General features: G+C 40.7%; 8 protein-coding genes and 2 pseudogenes. 7 read left to right on the forward strand and 3 right to left on the reverse strand.

From position 1 onward, the window contains the following. Positions 1–534: 534 nt before the first annotated feature. The 3 genes and pseudogenes from ACFOU2_RS24290 to ACFOU2_RS24300 form a co-directional block, all read left to right on the forward strand. Positions 535–1305: pseudogene (locus ACFOU2_RS24290) on the forward strand (MCP four helix bundle domain-containing protein); the annotation flags it as partial. Positions 1306–1605: 300 nt separating this feature from the next. Next, positions 1606–2247: pseudogene (locus tag ACFOU2_RS24295) on the forward strand (methyl-accepting chemotaxis protein); the annotation flags it as partial. 216 nt (positions 2248–2463) lie between these two features. Continuing rightward, positions 2464–2691 (forward strand): hypothetical protein, encoded by a 228-nt coding sequence (locus ACFOU2_RS24300; protein WP_377918908.1) that lies wholly within the window; start codon positions 2464–2466, stop codon positions 2689–2691. Positions 2692–2785: 94 nt separating this feature from the next. Here ACFOU2_RS24300 and ACFOU2_RS24305 read toward each other — a convergent pair whose 3' ends face one another. Then, complete coding sequence (locus tag ACFOU2_RS24305; protein WP_377918909.1) at positions 2786–4174, reverse strand: zinc ribbon domain-containing protein; 1389 nt, start codon at positions 4172–4174, stop codon at positions 2786–2788. A gap of 480 nt (positions 4175–4654) precedes the next feature. Here ACFOU2_RS24305 and ACFOU2_RS24310 point away from each other — a divergent pair, with 480 nt between their 5' ends. The 4 genes from ACFOU2_RS24310 to ACFOU2_RS24325 all read left to right on the forward strand — a co-directional run bounded on the left by ACFOU2_RS24310 (position 4655) and on the right by ACFOU2_RS24325 (position 12740). Continuing rightward, positions 4655–7348, forward strand: coding sequence for a M14 family metallopeptidase (locus tag ACFOU2_RS24310; protein ID WP_377918910.1), 2694 nt, complete (start codon positions 4655–4657; stop codon positions 7346–7348). Between the two features lie 357 nt (positions 7349–7705). Then, positions 7706–9178, forward strand: a complete 1473-nt coding sequence (locus tag ACFOU2_RS24315; protein ID WP_377918911.1) for a CAP domain-containing protein — start codon at positions 7706–7708, stop codon at positions 9176–9178. Positions 9179–9494: 316 nt separating this feature from the next. Further along, the gene (locus tag ACFOU2_RS24320) at positions 9495–12167 is read left to right on the forward strand and encodes an S-layer homology domain-containing protein (RefSeq protein ID WP_377918912.1); all 2673 of its coding nucleotides are present in this window, start codon (positions 9495–9497) and stop codon (positions 12165–12167) included. A gap of 333 nt (positions 12168–12500) precedes the next feature. Continuing rightward, complete coding sequence (locus ACFOU2_RS24325) at positions 12501–12740, forward strand: hypothetical protein (protein WP_377918913.1); 240 nt, start codon at positions 12501–12503, stop codon at positions 12738–12740. A gap of 201 nt (positions 12741–12941) precedes the next feature. Here the strand turns inward: ACFOU2_RS24325 and ACFOU2_RS24330 are convergent, their stop codons facing one another. Further along, positions 12942–13709: a sulfite exporter TauE/SafE family protein gene (locus ACFOU2_RS24330; protein ID WP_377918914.1), complete on the reverse strand. Its 768-nt coding sequence runs from the start codon at positions 13707–13709 to the stop codon at positions 12942–12944. A gap of 284 nt (positions 13710–13993) precedes the next feature. Next, on the reverse strand, positions 13994–15820 hold the full coding sequence (locus ACFOU2_RS24335; RefSeq protein ID WP_377918915.1) for an APC family permease: 1827 nt from the start codon (positions 15818–15820) through the stop codon (positions 13994–13996). Positions 15821–15945 lie beyond the last annotated feature (125 nt).

Consider the following 15945-nt stretch of genomic DNA (forward strand, 5'->3'; position numbering starts at 1 on the left):
TTACGATTACTATATAAGAAGATGACTAGAAGGAAAAGAAGAGAAAGAGGGCAAAAAAGAGCCTGTTTACTAAAACAGGCCGACAAATTGGTTTACCAACCAAAATCTTATCACTTTTATTATATGCAAAAAAAGATAGGAATATCATCAAGAATTTCATTCCAATTCAGTCATTATATGTATGATTTCATAATATATGTAAGAAAATTGTGATGATTTTATCACAAAAATACCATAATAGATAAAAGTTGGAATAAAAATAAATCTTTCGAACTCTTTTTGTCCAAAAAATTATTCAGAAAAAATTTCCTATTGAAATAGAGTGTCTTTTCATATTACAGTAAAGCTACCAACCGAGGTTTTACGATAAGTATAATCTCGTCGGCAAGTATACTTTTGTATAGCTTGTCTCTTGAAGTCGCGGGCATTTGCCAGCGGCTTTTTTTATTGTTCTGTTATAAACAAGTTCCATTTCTAACCGATGTAAAACATATACATAGATTATCATTGGTTCATGAGGAAGAGGGGACTAGGATGAAGCTTTTAAAAAATGTCACCATTCGAACAAAGATGCGGATCTTGTTGATTTCGGCTATCTTATTTTTGGTGTTCAATGGGTTGCTCGGGTTTTTTTCCTTACAAAATGTAAAGGAAAACTCGGATGAAATGTATACGCAGCGATTGCAGGCGATTAAATGGGTGGAGGAAGTTCGCTTTTCCATCCGTTCGATTGAAGCGTACACATTGGAGTTAATGGTGACGAAGGACGATAAGTATAGTTTGGATTTGAGCACGAATATTCAAGAGACGGCAAAGCGCTCTGAAGAGAGGCTCCAAAGCTTACAGAAACTACCCTTAAGCAGTGAAGAGAAAAAGATGATAACAGAACTGCAGGAGACGCTCCATACCTATCAAAATGAGCGCTTTACCTCGATTCAAATGGCGTTGAATCAGCAAAATGCAGAAGCATATGACTATTATTTAGAACATGTATCCGGCTTGCGCGATCAAGTTCTTTTCCAGCTGGATGAGTTAAAAAAGCGCAACGAGCAGGATGCGGAGCAGTTGAACCTTGCCAATAAGAAAGAGGCAGCTTCTACCATTATGCTTTCTACGATCGTGACGGCCGTAGCCGTTATCTTTCTTTTAGGAGTGGGTATTGTCATTGTTCGCCTTGTCGTAAAGCCGCTTCGAGATATGCAATCACTTATGGCGAAAGCGGGACAAGGGGATTTGACCGTAAAGGGTACATATGAATCCAAAGATGAGATTGGAAGGTTAACGGCAGATTTCAACCAGATGATCGCCGGCTTAAGGGCCATCATTATAACGGTGAACGAGAGCGCTGTTGATTTATCATCCACATCTGAACAATTGACGGCTACGAGTGAGTCAACAAAGACTGCCGCCTTACATTTAGTTTCTGCCATGGAACATGTTCAGGAAGGAGCAGAATCCCAATTAAGGGGGACCAATGAGAGTGCAAGGGCCATGGAAGAAATGGCGGTGGGAATCGGACGCATTGCAGAGTCTGCCTCCACTGTTTCGGAATCTTCTACAAAAGCGGCAACTGAAGCACAGAACGGTCAACAGGTCATCCAAAATGTCGTCAACCAGATTGATTCCCTTCGTGATTCCGTTCAACAATCTGCAGGCGTGGTCAAGCAATTAGGAGAGCACTCCCAGCGAATCGGCAATATTTTATCGGTCATTACCGCCATTGCGGACCAAACGAATCTCCTGGCGCTCAATGCGGCCATTGAAGCGGCACGGGCCGGGGAGCATGGAAAAGGATTTGCGGTCGTCGCAGATGAAGTGCGTAAACTCGCTGAGGAATCCAGAAAATCGGCTGAACAAATCAGTGATCTCATTCGGCAAATACAACATGATACCGGCCAAGCTGTTCTCGCGATGGAAAAAGGGACAGAAAATGCCGAGCTTGGCATGAAGGTTGTTCATCAAGCGGGTGAAGCATTCGGTGAAATTGTAAATAAAGTTGAACGGGTCGCCGAGCAAATCCAGGAGGTATCGGCCATATCAGAGCAGATGGCTGCAAGTTCCGAGGAAGTGACGGCTTCTGTGATGGACATGGATAAAATCGCCGATGCATCCCTTCAAAAAAGTAAAGAAGCAGCAAGTCTTACAAATGAACAGCTTGAAACGATCGAAGAAATCAACGTATCGACGAACTCCTTGAGGAAAATGTCGCAGGATCTTCAATTTTTGACGCAAGCCTTTAAGTTATAACAAAGTGAGGAAGGCCCATAGCATGGAAGAACGTGCTATGGGCCTTCCTCATGTGATGAACCTCCCAATCAGTTCTGTCATATAGTGAAAAAACAAGAGTTCTTTTTAAGCATCACGATGATTACACATATAATAATCGCTCTTACATATGGAAGAGGCTGGTATGTGTGGGAAAGAACACTCTTCGTTTATGGAGACATACAGGGGGAGGATATCATGATGGTTTGTTCTAAGTGCGGCGCCCCTGCCGAAGAGAAGTCTTACTGCCGTGTATGCGGCTATGGCATTCAAAAAAGCGGGAATGAAGACGAAGCAAGGGCTTCCCTTAAACTGCAAGCGGAAGGAAAACAAACATTGACGAAAGAAGTTATTTGGACGTCTCTGTTCGTCTTTTTAGGGACGGTGATGGCGGCGTTGGGGTGTGCAGTGTTTTTGACGAAATAAGGAGGAAAGCAGGGAAAAGAACGTGGGAGAGGATGTTGAGGGTGGAAAAAAGACCATCTTGCCGCTTTCTCATAAGCGTAAGATGGTCTTTTGCTTAGTCGAGATCCTCGCTCTGCACTTGCTTGCTTTCAAGCAAATCCTGCATTTTCGGCCCGTCCTCGGTTATTTGGACGGCGTAGCGGCTGTTGAAGCTTTTGAGCTTCGTTGAGCCGTCTTTGTAGTGAATCTCGAATTGTTCAGACGTTTCAATGACATACTTGTCGTTGGATACTTGTTCGATGTTTCGGATATCAAATTCCTTTAAATCCTCGGTAATCCCTTTTTTCTTTAAGTATTTCAGATACTCTTTTGCTTGTTTTTCGTATGGGCTTCCCTTGATGAGCATATCTTCAACGATGGAGAAATCATGCTCGTTTACGGCATCCATGGATTTGGAAACATAAGTTTTTAAAAAATCTCCCACATCAGCGTCCTTGTCTTCTGCCTGTTCCGCTGACTCGGCTGTTTCATCTTCTCCAATCGGCAGGTAAATGTCCGTTTCATCTTCGACCTTTACCTTTTTGCTTCGTTTAACCCCGTCTTTGAATTTTTTTTCGGCGTATATGATAACTGAACCGTCCGTATTGACAGGACCGAACGAATCAATCTTTCCAATTTCCTTACCTGTATCTTTCCCGTTTACAAACAAATGGGCACTTTCGTAGTTGGAAGATGGATAAATTTTTTCGCCTTTTAGTTCCAAATACACCTGGGCTTTGTTATGAATGGATTTCGTTACATCTACTTTCTGTTTTGTCTCAAGAGTGCCGTATGCTTTATTCGGCTGGGCTTTAAACGTATAAATCCCCGGAAACAGGGGCTGCGTTGTAACGGTATCGTCTGCCGATTTTGTGGTGCCGACTTTCTTGCTTCCGATATATAGGTTCACATCTTCGTAGTTGCTTGAAAGGTTGGCTTTATACGTTTCGACTTTCAATATGTAGCGGTCAAAGAATAACCATGTTTTCCCATCCTGTTTTAACGAAATGAACGGTTTAATCGGCTGGTCGGCAAAGAGCGGGTCATCCATATAGGAATCCCTTACCTTTTTCATCGTCTTTTGGAATTGCTTTTTGTCTTTTGTTAAGTAAGAGACGAAGGCTTTTGCATCTTCTTCTGTTGCCGTTATTTCGTCCTGCCCGTCGTTCATGACATCCGTAATATATCCATAATCCTTGTTGTGAACGGCCTCTTCAAATTGCTGTACGACCCGCTCAGGCTTGGACATTTGTGAACCGACAATATAAATGATAAGGAGAATGATGCCGATTAATGCTGCAACAGAGTATAAAGGCGGCTTTGGAACCGGCTTTTTTTGCTGTGTTCGCTTTTTGTCCAGGCGTGAAGCCGGTTTTTCTTCGGTATGCAAAGAGCGTGACGGGCTAGCAAAAAAATGGGAATCTTGCTTTTTCGCTGTTTCTTTATAACGTAAACTGTATTGCATATGATCTTTCCTTTCTGTTTCCATCTTAAGGATACATCAAACCTAATCTAGCAAATTGATTCAAGGTTGTAAATCGCCAAGCAAAGACTCTCATAAATTACCTATTTCTATTCTCTCTGTAAAAAAACTCCTCCATTTATATTATAAGATATATAACTCCAATTTAAGTTTTTAACATTCACTACTGATTTTTAGGTTATTTATGCCTTTCAGTTCTTCCATCTCGAATAAGCTCACAAAGGTCTTTATGTGGATTCATATCAAAGAGGTCATAAAACCTTGTGAATATGGGTTTTTATTATAATGAGCCCGCCCTCTTATACCTTCGATTTTATTGTACCTTTTATGACGGGAGGACAAGCTTTTATTCATTGCGGTCCTATCATTATATATTTCGTTTTCCGAAAAGATATGATATGCTTTTCTCGAAAAATAAATGACTTAATTTTCAAAAAATAATAAAAAGAGAGGAATGAGAAGATGATTAAAAAGCTGCAATTGCTTTTCATTGTCGCAGTCCTGCTGTTGTCTATCTTTGTGCCGCACAGCACGGTGTTGGTCAAAGCAGAAGAGAAGGCGAAACAGCTCCAAGTCAACAAGTCTTTGCTTTCCATGACGGAAGCAAGAGATGTAACGGTTGAACTCGATTTAGGGTATCAGGCGGACTTGTCTAAATTGCAATGGACATTTGGAGGAAAGCCGTTAAAGGAATGGAAAAAGTGGAATAACGAAAAAGGGGACTTCACGGGTGATCCTTATATTACCTTTAAAGAACCGCCTCAATACATAGAAGGAACCAACAAAATCAAAGCGACTCTTCATTTTGACCTGCTATTCGGTACGAATGATTTATCACCTCGCAATATTCGTGTCAAATACCCGCCGTTCATAAACAACTATGAATTAGCTGTCACAGATGCCGGGAAGGGAACGAAGGCAAATGCTTCTTTAAAACTAAATGTATATGACAGCTATCGTAAATATGAGGAGATTAAACCGGCGATCGATCAAATTTTTAAAGACAAGAAGCCGAATCGTTACGCTGAATATCAATCCATCGGGAAAACGGTGGAAGGAAGAGATATGCATTTGGTGGTGCTCGCAAAAGATAAGGCGGCAGTAGACGCCTATTTAACTAAAACTCTTCCGCTGGCATTGGAAAATCCGGAACAATTGCAGCAAGACATTCAATCTGGAAAACTTAAAAACTATCAAGTGCCGATTTGGTTCAATAACATTCACCCGGATGAAGCACCTGGTGTGGATGCGTTAGTGGATCTTTTACAGCAGTTCGCGACAAAAGATACCCTTTCCTATAAAACGACGGATGTAAATGGCACAGAACAAACCGTGACATTGGATGTCAATCATGCCTTAGACAACTTTATTTTTGTGTTCAACCTTGCCCATAACGGAGACGGACGCGTTCATAACACGAGACAAAACGCAAACGGCTTTGACTTAAACCGTGACAATGGCAATCAAACACAGATAGAGTCAATCAATGTCACAAAAGAAATCGCAAAATGGACGCCGTTATCCTTCTTGGATTTTCACGGGTTCGTAAAAGGATTTTTAATTGAGCCTTGTACACCGCCCCATAATCCTAACTTTGAATACGATTTGTTGATAGACGGCATGATTGACAATGCCTATGCGATGGGACAGGCCGGTGTAGCAAACACGGCATATGAGAAATACGAAATCCCGGCACTGGACTATAAAAATGGATGGGATGATGCAACGACTGCTTATACCGCGATGTTTGCGATGTTCCATGGTGCGCTGGGACATACGATTGAAATTCCTGATTTAAACGAAGAATCAAACAAAGCGTTATTATATGCAGGCCTGGGTGCGGTCAAATATGCACTCGACCATAAAGAACAGCTATACATGAATCAATTGGAAATCTTTAAGCGCGGTGTAAACGGCGAGGATAACAAAGCGGTCGATCAATGGCTGGTGAACCAAGAAGGAAAAGTCATCGGCCGTGATCGCGGCGAGAACGAAAAGTTCTTCCCTGACTATTATGTCTTGCCGGTGGCAAAGTCTTTACAAAAAAATGCCTTAGAAGTTTATAACATGGTAGAATACTTGATTCGTAACGGCATTCAAGTAGAGCAAACAACAAAAGAAGCAGTGATTGACGGTGTCAAATATCCGAAAGGTTCGTTTATCGTGCCGATGCACCAGGCAAAACGCGGTTTGGCGAATGCGGTCTTATCAGACGGAGAGGATGTATCGGATTGGGAAGCGATGTATGATTCCGTCATCACGAACTTCCCGGATTTACGCGGCTTTAACCGTTATGAAATCTATCAGCAAAATGCTTTTGTAAATGCCGCGCAGCCAGTAGAGAAAGTGAACAAGCCCGCTGTTGATATGAAACGCAAAGTGAAAACATATGTTGTGCACAATACGAACAATGATGCAGTTAAGCTTGTCAATGAACTGCTCGCACAAGGAAAAGAAGTGCGCTATGTGAATCAAAACAAGCTTGGTTATCGCAAAGGTGACTTTGTGGTGAAGTATGCAGATTTACTTCCGCTTTCCCACAAATATGTAGTAGATGCAAAGCCTTACCCTGGTAAACTCTTGACGAAGAAATTAGAGAAGAAAACGATAGCCGCCACAGGCAGTATGGCTTCCCGGTTCGTACTGAAAGAGCTTGGCTTTACGGTTGCACCGGCAACGGAAAGTTCCATTGTCTTTGATGACCAAGGAAAAGCGAAGATTGAAAAAGGAAAGACATATATCTTCTCCGGCGGCGGAGCATTGAAGTCTATAAAAGATCAAAACATCATTCCTGGATTTGAGTTCGGGAATACAGACTTCTATCATGAGGGAATTTTAAAAATGAATGTCACGCCAAATCAAACGTATACATCCGGGTATAGCAACCAGGAGTGGATTTATACGGCTTCCGGTACATGGGTGAAATCCCTTCCGCAAGAAGCGCAAGTGTTATTACAGGTAAGCAATGAAGGTGAATTTTACAAAGCGGGATGGTGGCCAGGGAAAGAACAAGTGAAAGGACAAGTCATGGCCTTCTCATGGCAGAAAGACGGCTATAATGTAGTGGCTTATGCGAACGACCTGACGTTCCGTGCCCATACTCAACAAAGCTATCGACTGCTATCCAATGCGATTTTCGCCAATTCATTAAAATAACAAAGAAGTGTTCATATACGTCATTTTGCGAGGCTGGCCCGAAAGGAGTTTTTTCCTTTTGGGCCAGCCTCTCCTACTTTTTATCTATATAAATGCTTATTATTGTTGGCTCAACATTCAGGGATGGAGGTGAAAATATATAAATCTATATAAGTTTTGCTTAATTTTTTAACCTTCGATTTTGCTTTTTATACGATTCGCGGCCGCATCTTGAATAAGCTGAAAAGGTCTACGTGGATTTATATAATACGTTTAGAGTCGAATGGATTTGGAAAATAGTATGATAGAGACCTGTTTTCTTATAAATAGATTCCTTATAATAGAATTAAAGATAACTAGAGCAAGGGGTGAGATAAAATGAAACGAATCATAACCCTCGTTGTGATGATGGCAGTTCTCTTGAATTTTACAAGTAATCATTCATATGGTGTTAGCCCTAGTATTACTGCTTATCATGACTTCAACGAGAAGGCGTATTGGGCTCAGCCTGCCACATGGGCTGTTGAACAAGGGGTGATGAGAGGGTATGTAAATGAGCATTTGTTGAAACCTTATCAGGTATTAACAGAAGGTCAATATTTAACCATGCTGCTCCGTTATCTTGCACCGAAAGAATTGGGGGACACTCCTTTAAGCGCTAATCACTGGTCTACCGCGTATCAAGTTGCGGAACGTTACCATCTTCCTGTAAAAGGAATAGCGAAAGCCAATGTCCCGATTCGACGCGGGGATACAGCTTTGATACTGGCTCAGGCTGTAACAGGTAAGGTCATGACCGAAGAACAGGCCGTAAAATGGATGTACGACCATCAAATCTCCACTGGATATCAAACCAAGCAGGGAACATATCCAAAAACGTACGAGTCTTTTCATCCGAATGCTTCCCTCACACGAGCTCAAGGTGTGACGATGCTGTATCGCTTCCATGCAAGCGGTCTTCCTGAAAGCTTAAAAATCGTTCAACGACCTGTTGCTCCACAATCGAAAGACTTTGCAGTAAACGGTATTACGATTGGAGAAGCTCAATCACAAGTTGAAGCTTCATTCGGAGCACCGAAGCGAAAAGGAATCAACGAATACGGAATCGTATGGAACACCTATCATCAAAACTACCAGCAGTTTTTTATGACAGGTTATTTAAATGGCAAGGTAGCAGCTTTGTATACAGACCAAAACGTGTTCAGCACAGTCAAAGGAATCAAAATCGGTTCCCCTAAATCGGCTGTTCGCCAGGCTTACGGGATTCCGCTCAAAACCATTCAAAAAAATGGAACAAGCTATGTGGTTGAAGATGATGAATATGATATGTATCTGATCCAAAACTTTTATGTCACGTTCTTCTACGATTTACATAATTCACAGAACGTGACGGCAGTTCAGCTTACTGAGAAAAGTGTAGAAGATAGAAAGAACGGCTTCTACGGTATGGCAAGCGACTCCCTTCGCCAAAGCTTTGAATGGCAATTATTCGATTTAGTGAATGCGACAAGAGCCAAAAACGGTTTGTCTATCTTGAAGTGGCATGATCCAATTTCCAATACGGCCCGAAAGCATAGTGCAGATATGGCGAAAAATGATTATTTCAGCCATCAAAATTTACAGGGATTATCTCCATTCCAGCGCATGGACCGGGATGGGATTCAGTATTCGATGGCAGGGGAAAACATTGCCATGGGGCAATTCAGCAGTATTTTTGCTCATGAGGCATTAATGAATTCACTAGGTCATCGGAAGAATATCTTACAGCCCAAATGGACATATCTTGGTGTAGGAGTAGCGTTCAATGGGAGTAACGTCCCTTATTATGATCAAAACTATTTTACTCCGTAAAAAGAATGAAAAATGCGTGATTGATTTCCAATCACGCATTTTTTTTACAATTTAATGGGTTTAATTATCCAAAAATGAAGCAATATACCACTATTTTAGAACTATCAATTACCATAATTTATTAATATATCATAAACATGGTAATCCATACAATAATAACCTCTTTTTTTCCCTATAATTCCATGATAGTATTTTAATAGAAAGTGAGTCAACGAGTTCCTCGATTGGGACAAATGATATCTTTCGACATTAATCGACAAATACAGCTAATATCTAGCAAGATATGAGATATTTTATTTAGGGGGATTTTTTAATTATGTCTACGAACTACCGTAAATTTATCGCTGGTACAGTATCCGCTGCTGTTGTAGCAAGCGCGATCGCTCCAGTTGCAAGCGCAGCTTCATTCTCTGATGTGGATGCTAACTCTGTCCATGCCAAAGCTATCGATGCTTTATCTGAAACTGGTATCATCAACGGTTATCCAGATGGAACGTTCAAACCAGGCAAATCGATCACTCGCGGCCAAGCTGCAAAAATGATCGCTCGTACAATCGAAGGCGAAGGTAAAGTGGAACAAGTATTCACTGACGTACCTGCAACTGCTGACGAAGAGTTAGTAAAAGCGGCTTACGAAGTATTCACAGCTGGTGCAATGACTGGCGCTAACGGTCAATTATTGCCTAACAAAGAAATCACTCGCCAACAAATGGCGAAAGTATTAGTTGAAGCGTTCAACTTAGAGCATAGCGATGCTTTCGAAAATAACTTAAAAGACTTAAACACAGCTTATGCAGATTTCCAGGACTACATTGAAATCTTAGTAGAAAACGGTGTGACTCAAGTAGCTGACGGCAACTTCCGTCCATTAGAGCCAGTTTCCCGCGCTCAATTCGCTACATTCGTATACCGTATTTTAGAAGCACAAAAACTTGAAATCACTGACGTTGAAAAATTAGCTGACGTGAAAGTAATGGAAGGTGAAAAAGCAGAACTTCCTGAAACTGTAGAAGTTACATACTCTAACGGTTCTAAGAAAGACGTAGCTGTTAAGTGGGATGCAGTTGACACTTCTAAAGTTGGAACTCAAACAGTAGAAGGTACAATCGAAGGTACTGACAAAAAAGCTACTGTGAAAGTGGTTGTTGAAGCTGCAACTCCAGAAGTTAAAGAAGTAAAAGCAATCAATGCTAACGAAATCCAAGTTGTATTCAGTTCAAAAGTAGATGAAGATTCTGCTGAGACAATTGCTAACTATGCAGTGAAAAAAGGTTCAGCTTTAGAAGAAGTAGCAGATGTTGAATTACAAGAAGACGGAAAAACTGCTATCGTCAAATTAAGCGGCTTATTAACTAACAAAACAGCTTACACTGTAGAAGTTCAAGATGTTGAATTTGCAAACGGTAAGTCTTTAGAAGAAAAAGCTGTAATGCCTTTATTCTTCGTTGATGAAGCAAAACCAACAGTTTTATCTGCTAAAGCTGAAGAAAACGGCGATGTAACAGTAACATTCAGCGAGCGTTTAGATACAGAAGCTGTACCTACTATCGTTATTAACGGTCAAAGCATCTCAGCTGACTATATTACTGTTAACGATGATGCAACAGTTACTATTGAAAAAGCTGGCTTACCAACATTAGAAAACGGTAAAGCTTACTCTTTAGTTGTTTCTGAAGCTGCAGATTTAGTTAATAACAAAATGAGCTTATACTCTGGTTCATTCGCTTACTCTGTAGAAGTGGTAGCTCCACAAGTGAAATCTATCACAGCTAAAGATGAAGATACTGTTGTAGTAGAATTCAATAAAGAATTGGCTGCTGCATTAGTGAACGGATCCACTCTTAAAGTTGTAAAAGGTACTACTGCAGTTACTCCAGCTATTGTTGCTGTAGATGGTGAAACCAACAAATTTGAATTAAACTTTGCTCCTTCTATTTACAGCGAAGGTCAAGATACAGCTACATTAAAAGTGACTGTAGAAGGCTACAAAGATACTTTAAACAACGTAGGTACAAAAGTTGAGCAAGAAGTAACAATCTCTAAAGACTTAGTAAAACCTGCTGTTGAAAAATCTGAATATAAAGCAGCAACTAACACTTTAGAGCTTACATTCAACAAAGAAGTAACTGAGAAAGACGCTGCTAAACTTTACATCATGGATAAAAACGGCGTTCGTTATGCTGTGGAAGATGCAGATGTAACAGTTGTTGACAAGAAAGCTACAGTAGCTTTAAATTCTGTAGATGTTACTGAAGATGGAGATTATACACTTCACATTGCTGCAGGCGCATTTGCGGACACAACAATCAGTGAAAATGAAAATGCAGCGAAAGCAATCGACTTCAAAGTAGCAGATGCAGCAGAAACTGCTAAACCAACAGCTCAAGTAGCTGCAGGCGCAGAAAACGGAACTGTCCAAGTAACATTCAGCGAAGCTGTTAAAGGTGGTTCAGTAGCAGGTTCTGCAACTGATGCAGCTAACTACAAGCTAGATGGAGCGAACCTTCCAGAAGGTACACAAATTTCCTTAAATTCTGCTCGTACAGTTGCTACAATTGTACTTCCAAAAGGTTCTGTAGAAACAACTAAAACAAGTGTATTCACAGTTGCTGATGTTCAAGACTTAGCTGGAAATGTTATGGATACAGTTAACTCAACTGTTACAGTAACAGAAAACAAAGCTCCAGCATTAACTTCAGCTAAGATTGATGGAAGCCACATCGTGCTTACATTCAGCGAAAATGTTGACACGGCTGAAGACTTAGACTTCTCTGACTTTGAAGTTAAAGTTAATGGTGTTGATGCAACAGAAGCAGCAAAAGCTGACACTTACACTAAATCAGTAGAAAAGAACCAACTTGTTATCAATGTAACAGATGTTAACCTTGCTACTGGTACAGTTGATGTGAAAGTACTTGACGCAGCTGATGCAACAGATGCGGCCGGCAATGCAATTGTTAAAGGTACAAAAGTAACTGCCACTCGCTAATTAATAGATTTTGAAAGAGTCTATCCAGCTTATGAGCTGATAGGCTCTTTTTATTAATCCAAGTGCTTGGAATATATTGAGAGAGTTATCGCTTAATACGATAACTCTCTTTTCTTTTTAGGAAGATTCATATAGTAATCTAGCTTTTTCTTAAAAAACTGAAAAATTTTTACTTTAATAGGTTTTATTTACCTTTCAATAGGTTAAATATCCCCTGATGGTAAAAATTCTACCAATATCTAACACATTGAGGGGGATTTCGTGAATGGTGAATAGTTATCGTAAATTGAAGCCCAATTCCGTGATCACATCGAAATCCTTTACGAGAGCGGGGTGACAAACGTAGAGCTGTACCGTCCAAACGAAAATTTTTCCCGTGCGCAGTTTGCTTCTTTCGTCTATCGCGCATTGGCGGCACAACGCGGTGAAATTAAAGAAGTGGCTCCAGCTGTAAAAGGATTGAGCTACGTAAAGGCAGCAGATAAAGTGACGATTCTCTTTACGGAGCCGCTTTCTACTGTCGGTACACTCACCTTAAGGGAAGTCGTGCCTGTCACTACCCGAAGTAAATAATATAGTGAATGATCGCATCACCGCTCGAAATATGCTGAAAAGGCCGGATTGAAATGAGTCCGGCCTTTTCGTTTCTCATAAGAATCGTTGTGTTAACTAAGTCTGTAGAGGATATACATAAAGCTATTTTGCCTTTTAGCCATCATGTCATGTTAAAAGCGAGGCGTTATACGAATGAGTATCTATCAAACACTAGCTTATTTAATAAATAAGCTTTAATCCACTAATTAAAATGATCGCAGCCATTACAGTTTGGAGAGGCTTAGCGGAAACTTTCGTAGATAGCTTGCTGCCTACCAGCACTCCAGGGATGGATCCTATTAGCAAATTAGCTGTCAGCATATAGTCCACACTTCCAAAGCTGGCATTTAATATACCTGCAACCGTTACTAACAAAAAGGCATGTGCAATATCTGTTCCTACTAATTCAGAAGTGTTCATTCTGTATAAATATAACATGGCAATGGCAAATAAAGATCCAGAGCCAATGGAAGTGAGTCCGACTATAAAACCAAAGATAATGCCGATGGCAATGGTTAGTGCCCGTTTTTCTTCAAGAGGCTGCATCTGCCAACGATTAGGGCGTATCTTCTTATCGAAAAAGACTCGAATAATAATGGAAGCGGCTACTAAGGTCATGACATATCCAAGGGCATGTTTAATAATTTCCTCCTGATGCTGGTGGAATGTTGGAAAAAAATGAAGAGTTCCAATCGCGATCGCTGCACTAGGAGCACTGCCCAATGCTAAATATTTCACCATTTTAACATTAACGGTATTTTGCTTCCAGTGTTGAGCTGCTCCGAATAGCTTTGTAATGGAATTATAGGCAAGATCGGTTCCTACTGCGATAGAAGGATTGATACCTAGTGCTATTAAAAGGGGAGTTAAAAGGGCTGCTCCTCCTACCCCTGTTAATCCTACTAAAACCCCTACCACTAACCCCATAACCGTCATACTGATACTCATCTTGTTGTCCCCCTAATTTAAATCCGAGTATTTTTATATGATTATAAAACAATACTATTTCATAGTAAACAAAATTCCGAATGTTTTTAATGAATTCTTAAGAAGTATTTTCTATTTTATGATGAAGTGCGTTTTTAGGTGAAAATCGTACAATCAAAATGTTAAGTTTAAGCGAATGACGGAGGCGTGAATGGAACAAAGGATGCGAGATAAAAGGGTAGACCATATTTAAGCAAGCAAAAAAGCCGTTTTAAAACGGCTTTTTTGCTGCCCTTGGGCTAGTTTTATTTTTTAAATCGATAAGGTACTGTCGTGACAATTACATTTTTTTGATAGAGGAGATAGACTCTTAACAGCAAGCTTGACTGATTATGCAATATATCCTGCCACCTCTTTTTCGTGATGAATTGAGGAATTAACACGGTCAGGGTATGGTTGGTTTCAGCGGCCTTTTCCTCAGCTAAATCGATAAATCGGGAAAGAGGCCTCATTAAACTTCTATATTGGGAATGTAGTGTCACCAGACGAATGTCGGGCTTCCATTCCTTCCACTTTTCCTCCATCCGTTTCTCGCTTTCCCGGTCAAAAGCGACATAAACAGCAATGACTGTATCCCCGATTAACTGGGCATAGTTCAAGGAATTTTCGACCACTTTCGTAATCCCTGCAACAGGGACAATCACGACATTTCCTTCCATTTGTAAACGTTCTTCACCTGGTTTAATTCTGAGCTGCTCCCCCACGGCTTCATAATGGTTTTTAATACGATGGAACATATAAACAATCACCGGCAAGAAAATCAGGACAGACCAAACTTGAGAAAACTTTGTAGTGAAGAAAATAATCAGGACGGTTAAAGTAATCAACGCTCCAATCAAATTAATGGTCAACCTGTACATCCAACCGGCAGGCTTCTCTCTTAACCATTTGACAATCATGCCTGTTTGCGAAAGGGTGAAAGGAATAAATACGCCGACTGCGTACAAGGGAATTAATTGCTCTGTTTCTCCTTTAAAGGCAACAATAAGTAAAATCGACGCGATTCCAAGTGTGACGATCCCGTTTGAATAGCCGAGTCTGTCTCCGCGTATCAAAAACATTCGCGGGATATATTTGTCTGATGCCAAATTAACGGCTAGTAACGGAAAAGCTGAAAAGCCCGTATTGGCGGCGAGGACTAAAATAAGAGCCGTCGTCCCTTGAATAAAATAATATAGGATGTTTCTTCCGAATACTTCGGCAGCGATTTGTGATACCACTGTTTCCTCGGCTTTAGGTGAGATTCCCAGCCAATAAGCTAAAAACGTAATGCCGGAAAAAAGAATCGCCAGGATGATCCCCATCATGACTAACGTATTGGCGGCATTTTTGGCAGCCGGTTCTTTAAAGTTAGGGACTGCATTCGAAATGGCTTCTACTCCAGTAAGAGCCGAACAACCAGATGAGAAAGCCTTGAGTAATAAAAATAAACTGATGCCGGGAACGACTGTTCCGATAGGTGTATGTAAATCAGCCGGTACTTGTCCGCTTAAAATCTGCCATATTCCTGCGCCAATGAGAAGCACCAATGCCAGTACAAACAAATATACAGGATAGGCAAGGAAGGATGCGGATTCTGTTACACCCCTGAGATTCAAAAGGGTAATAAAAACAACTAATAAAGAAGCAATCATCACGTTATGCTCATGTAATTGTGGAAAGGCGGATGTAATGGCATCCGTTCCGGCTGAAACGCTCACGGCTACGGTTAAAATATAGTCAACTAATAGCGAGCCCCCTGCAATGAGTCCAGGATTTTCCCCCAGATTGCTCCTCGAAACGATGTAGGCGCCACCGCCGTGGGGATAGGCATGGATGATTTGCCGGTATGAAAGAATCAAGGCGGTTAAAAGCACCAACACACCAATCGCGATTGGAATGGAATACCAAAATGCAACCAGACTAATCGTCGCTAACACAATTAAAATTTGTTCCGTTCCATAAGCTACAGAAGAAAGTGCATCTGACGACAAAATGGCAAGGGCTTTTAATTTATTTAATTTTTGTTCTCCTAATTGACTGGTTTTGAGAGGTTTTCCAATTAATATTCTTTTTAAAATTGAATAACTCACGCCGTTTACCTCCGTATACATAAATCCATTCATTTTAAGACCGAAAAAAGAAGATTAAATGAGACTCTTAATGGCCATAGTATGTCTATTAAGGACTTAATTAATGAATGCAGACAGTCACTATT

It is taken from the genome of Bacillus songklensis (genome assembly GCF_042649685.1).
GTDB classification, from domain to species: Bacteria; Bacillota; Bacilli; order Bacillales; family Bacillaceae_H; genus Bacillus_BA; species Bacillus_BA songklensis.

Excerpts from the sequence above, each read along its gene's own strand:
- ACFOU2_RS24300 (WP_377918908.1), top strand. The coding sequence starts at position 2,464 with ATGATGGTTTGTTCTAAGTGCGGCGCCCCTGCCGAAGAGAAGTCTTAC.
- ACFOU2_RS24305 (WP_377918909.1), bottom strand. The coding sequence starts at position 4,174 with ATGCAATACAGTTTACGTTATAAAGAAACAGCGAAAAAGCAAGATTCC.
- ACFOU2_RS24310 (WP_377918910.1), top strand. The coding sequence starts at position 4,655 with ATGATTAAAAAGCTGCAATTGCTTTTCATTGTCGCAGTCCTGCTGTTG.
- ACFOU2_RS24315 (WP_377918911.1), top strand. The coding sequence starts at position 7,706 with ATGAAACGAATCATAACCCTCGTTGTGATGATGGCAGTTCTCTTGAAT.
- ACFOU2_RS24320 (WP_377918912.1), top strand. The coding sequence starts at position 9,495 with ATGTCTACGAACTACCGTAAATTTATCGCTGGTACAGTATCCGCTGCT.
- ACFOU2_RS24330 (WP_377918914.1), bottom strand. The coding sequence starts at position 13,709 with ATGAGTATCAGTATGACGGTTATGGGGTTAGTGGTAGGGGTTTTAGTA.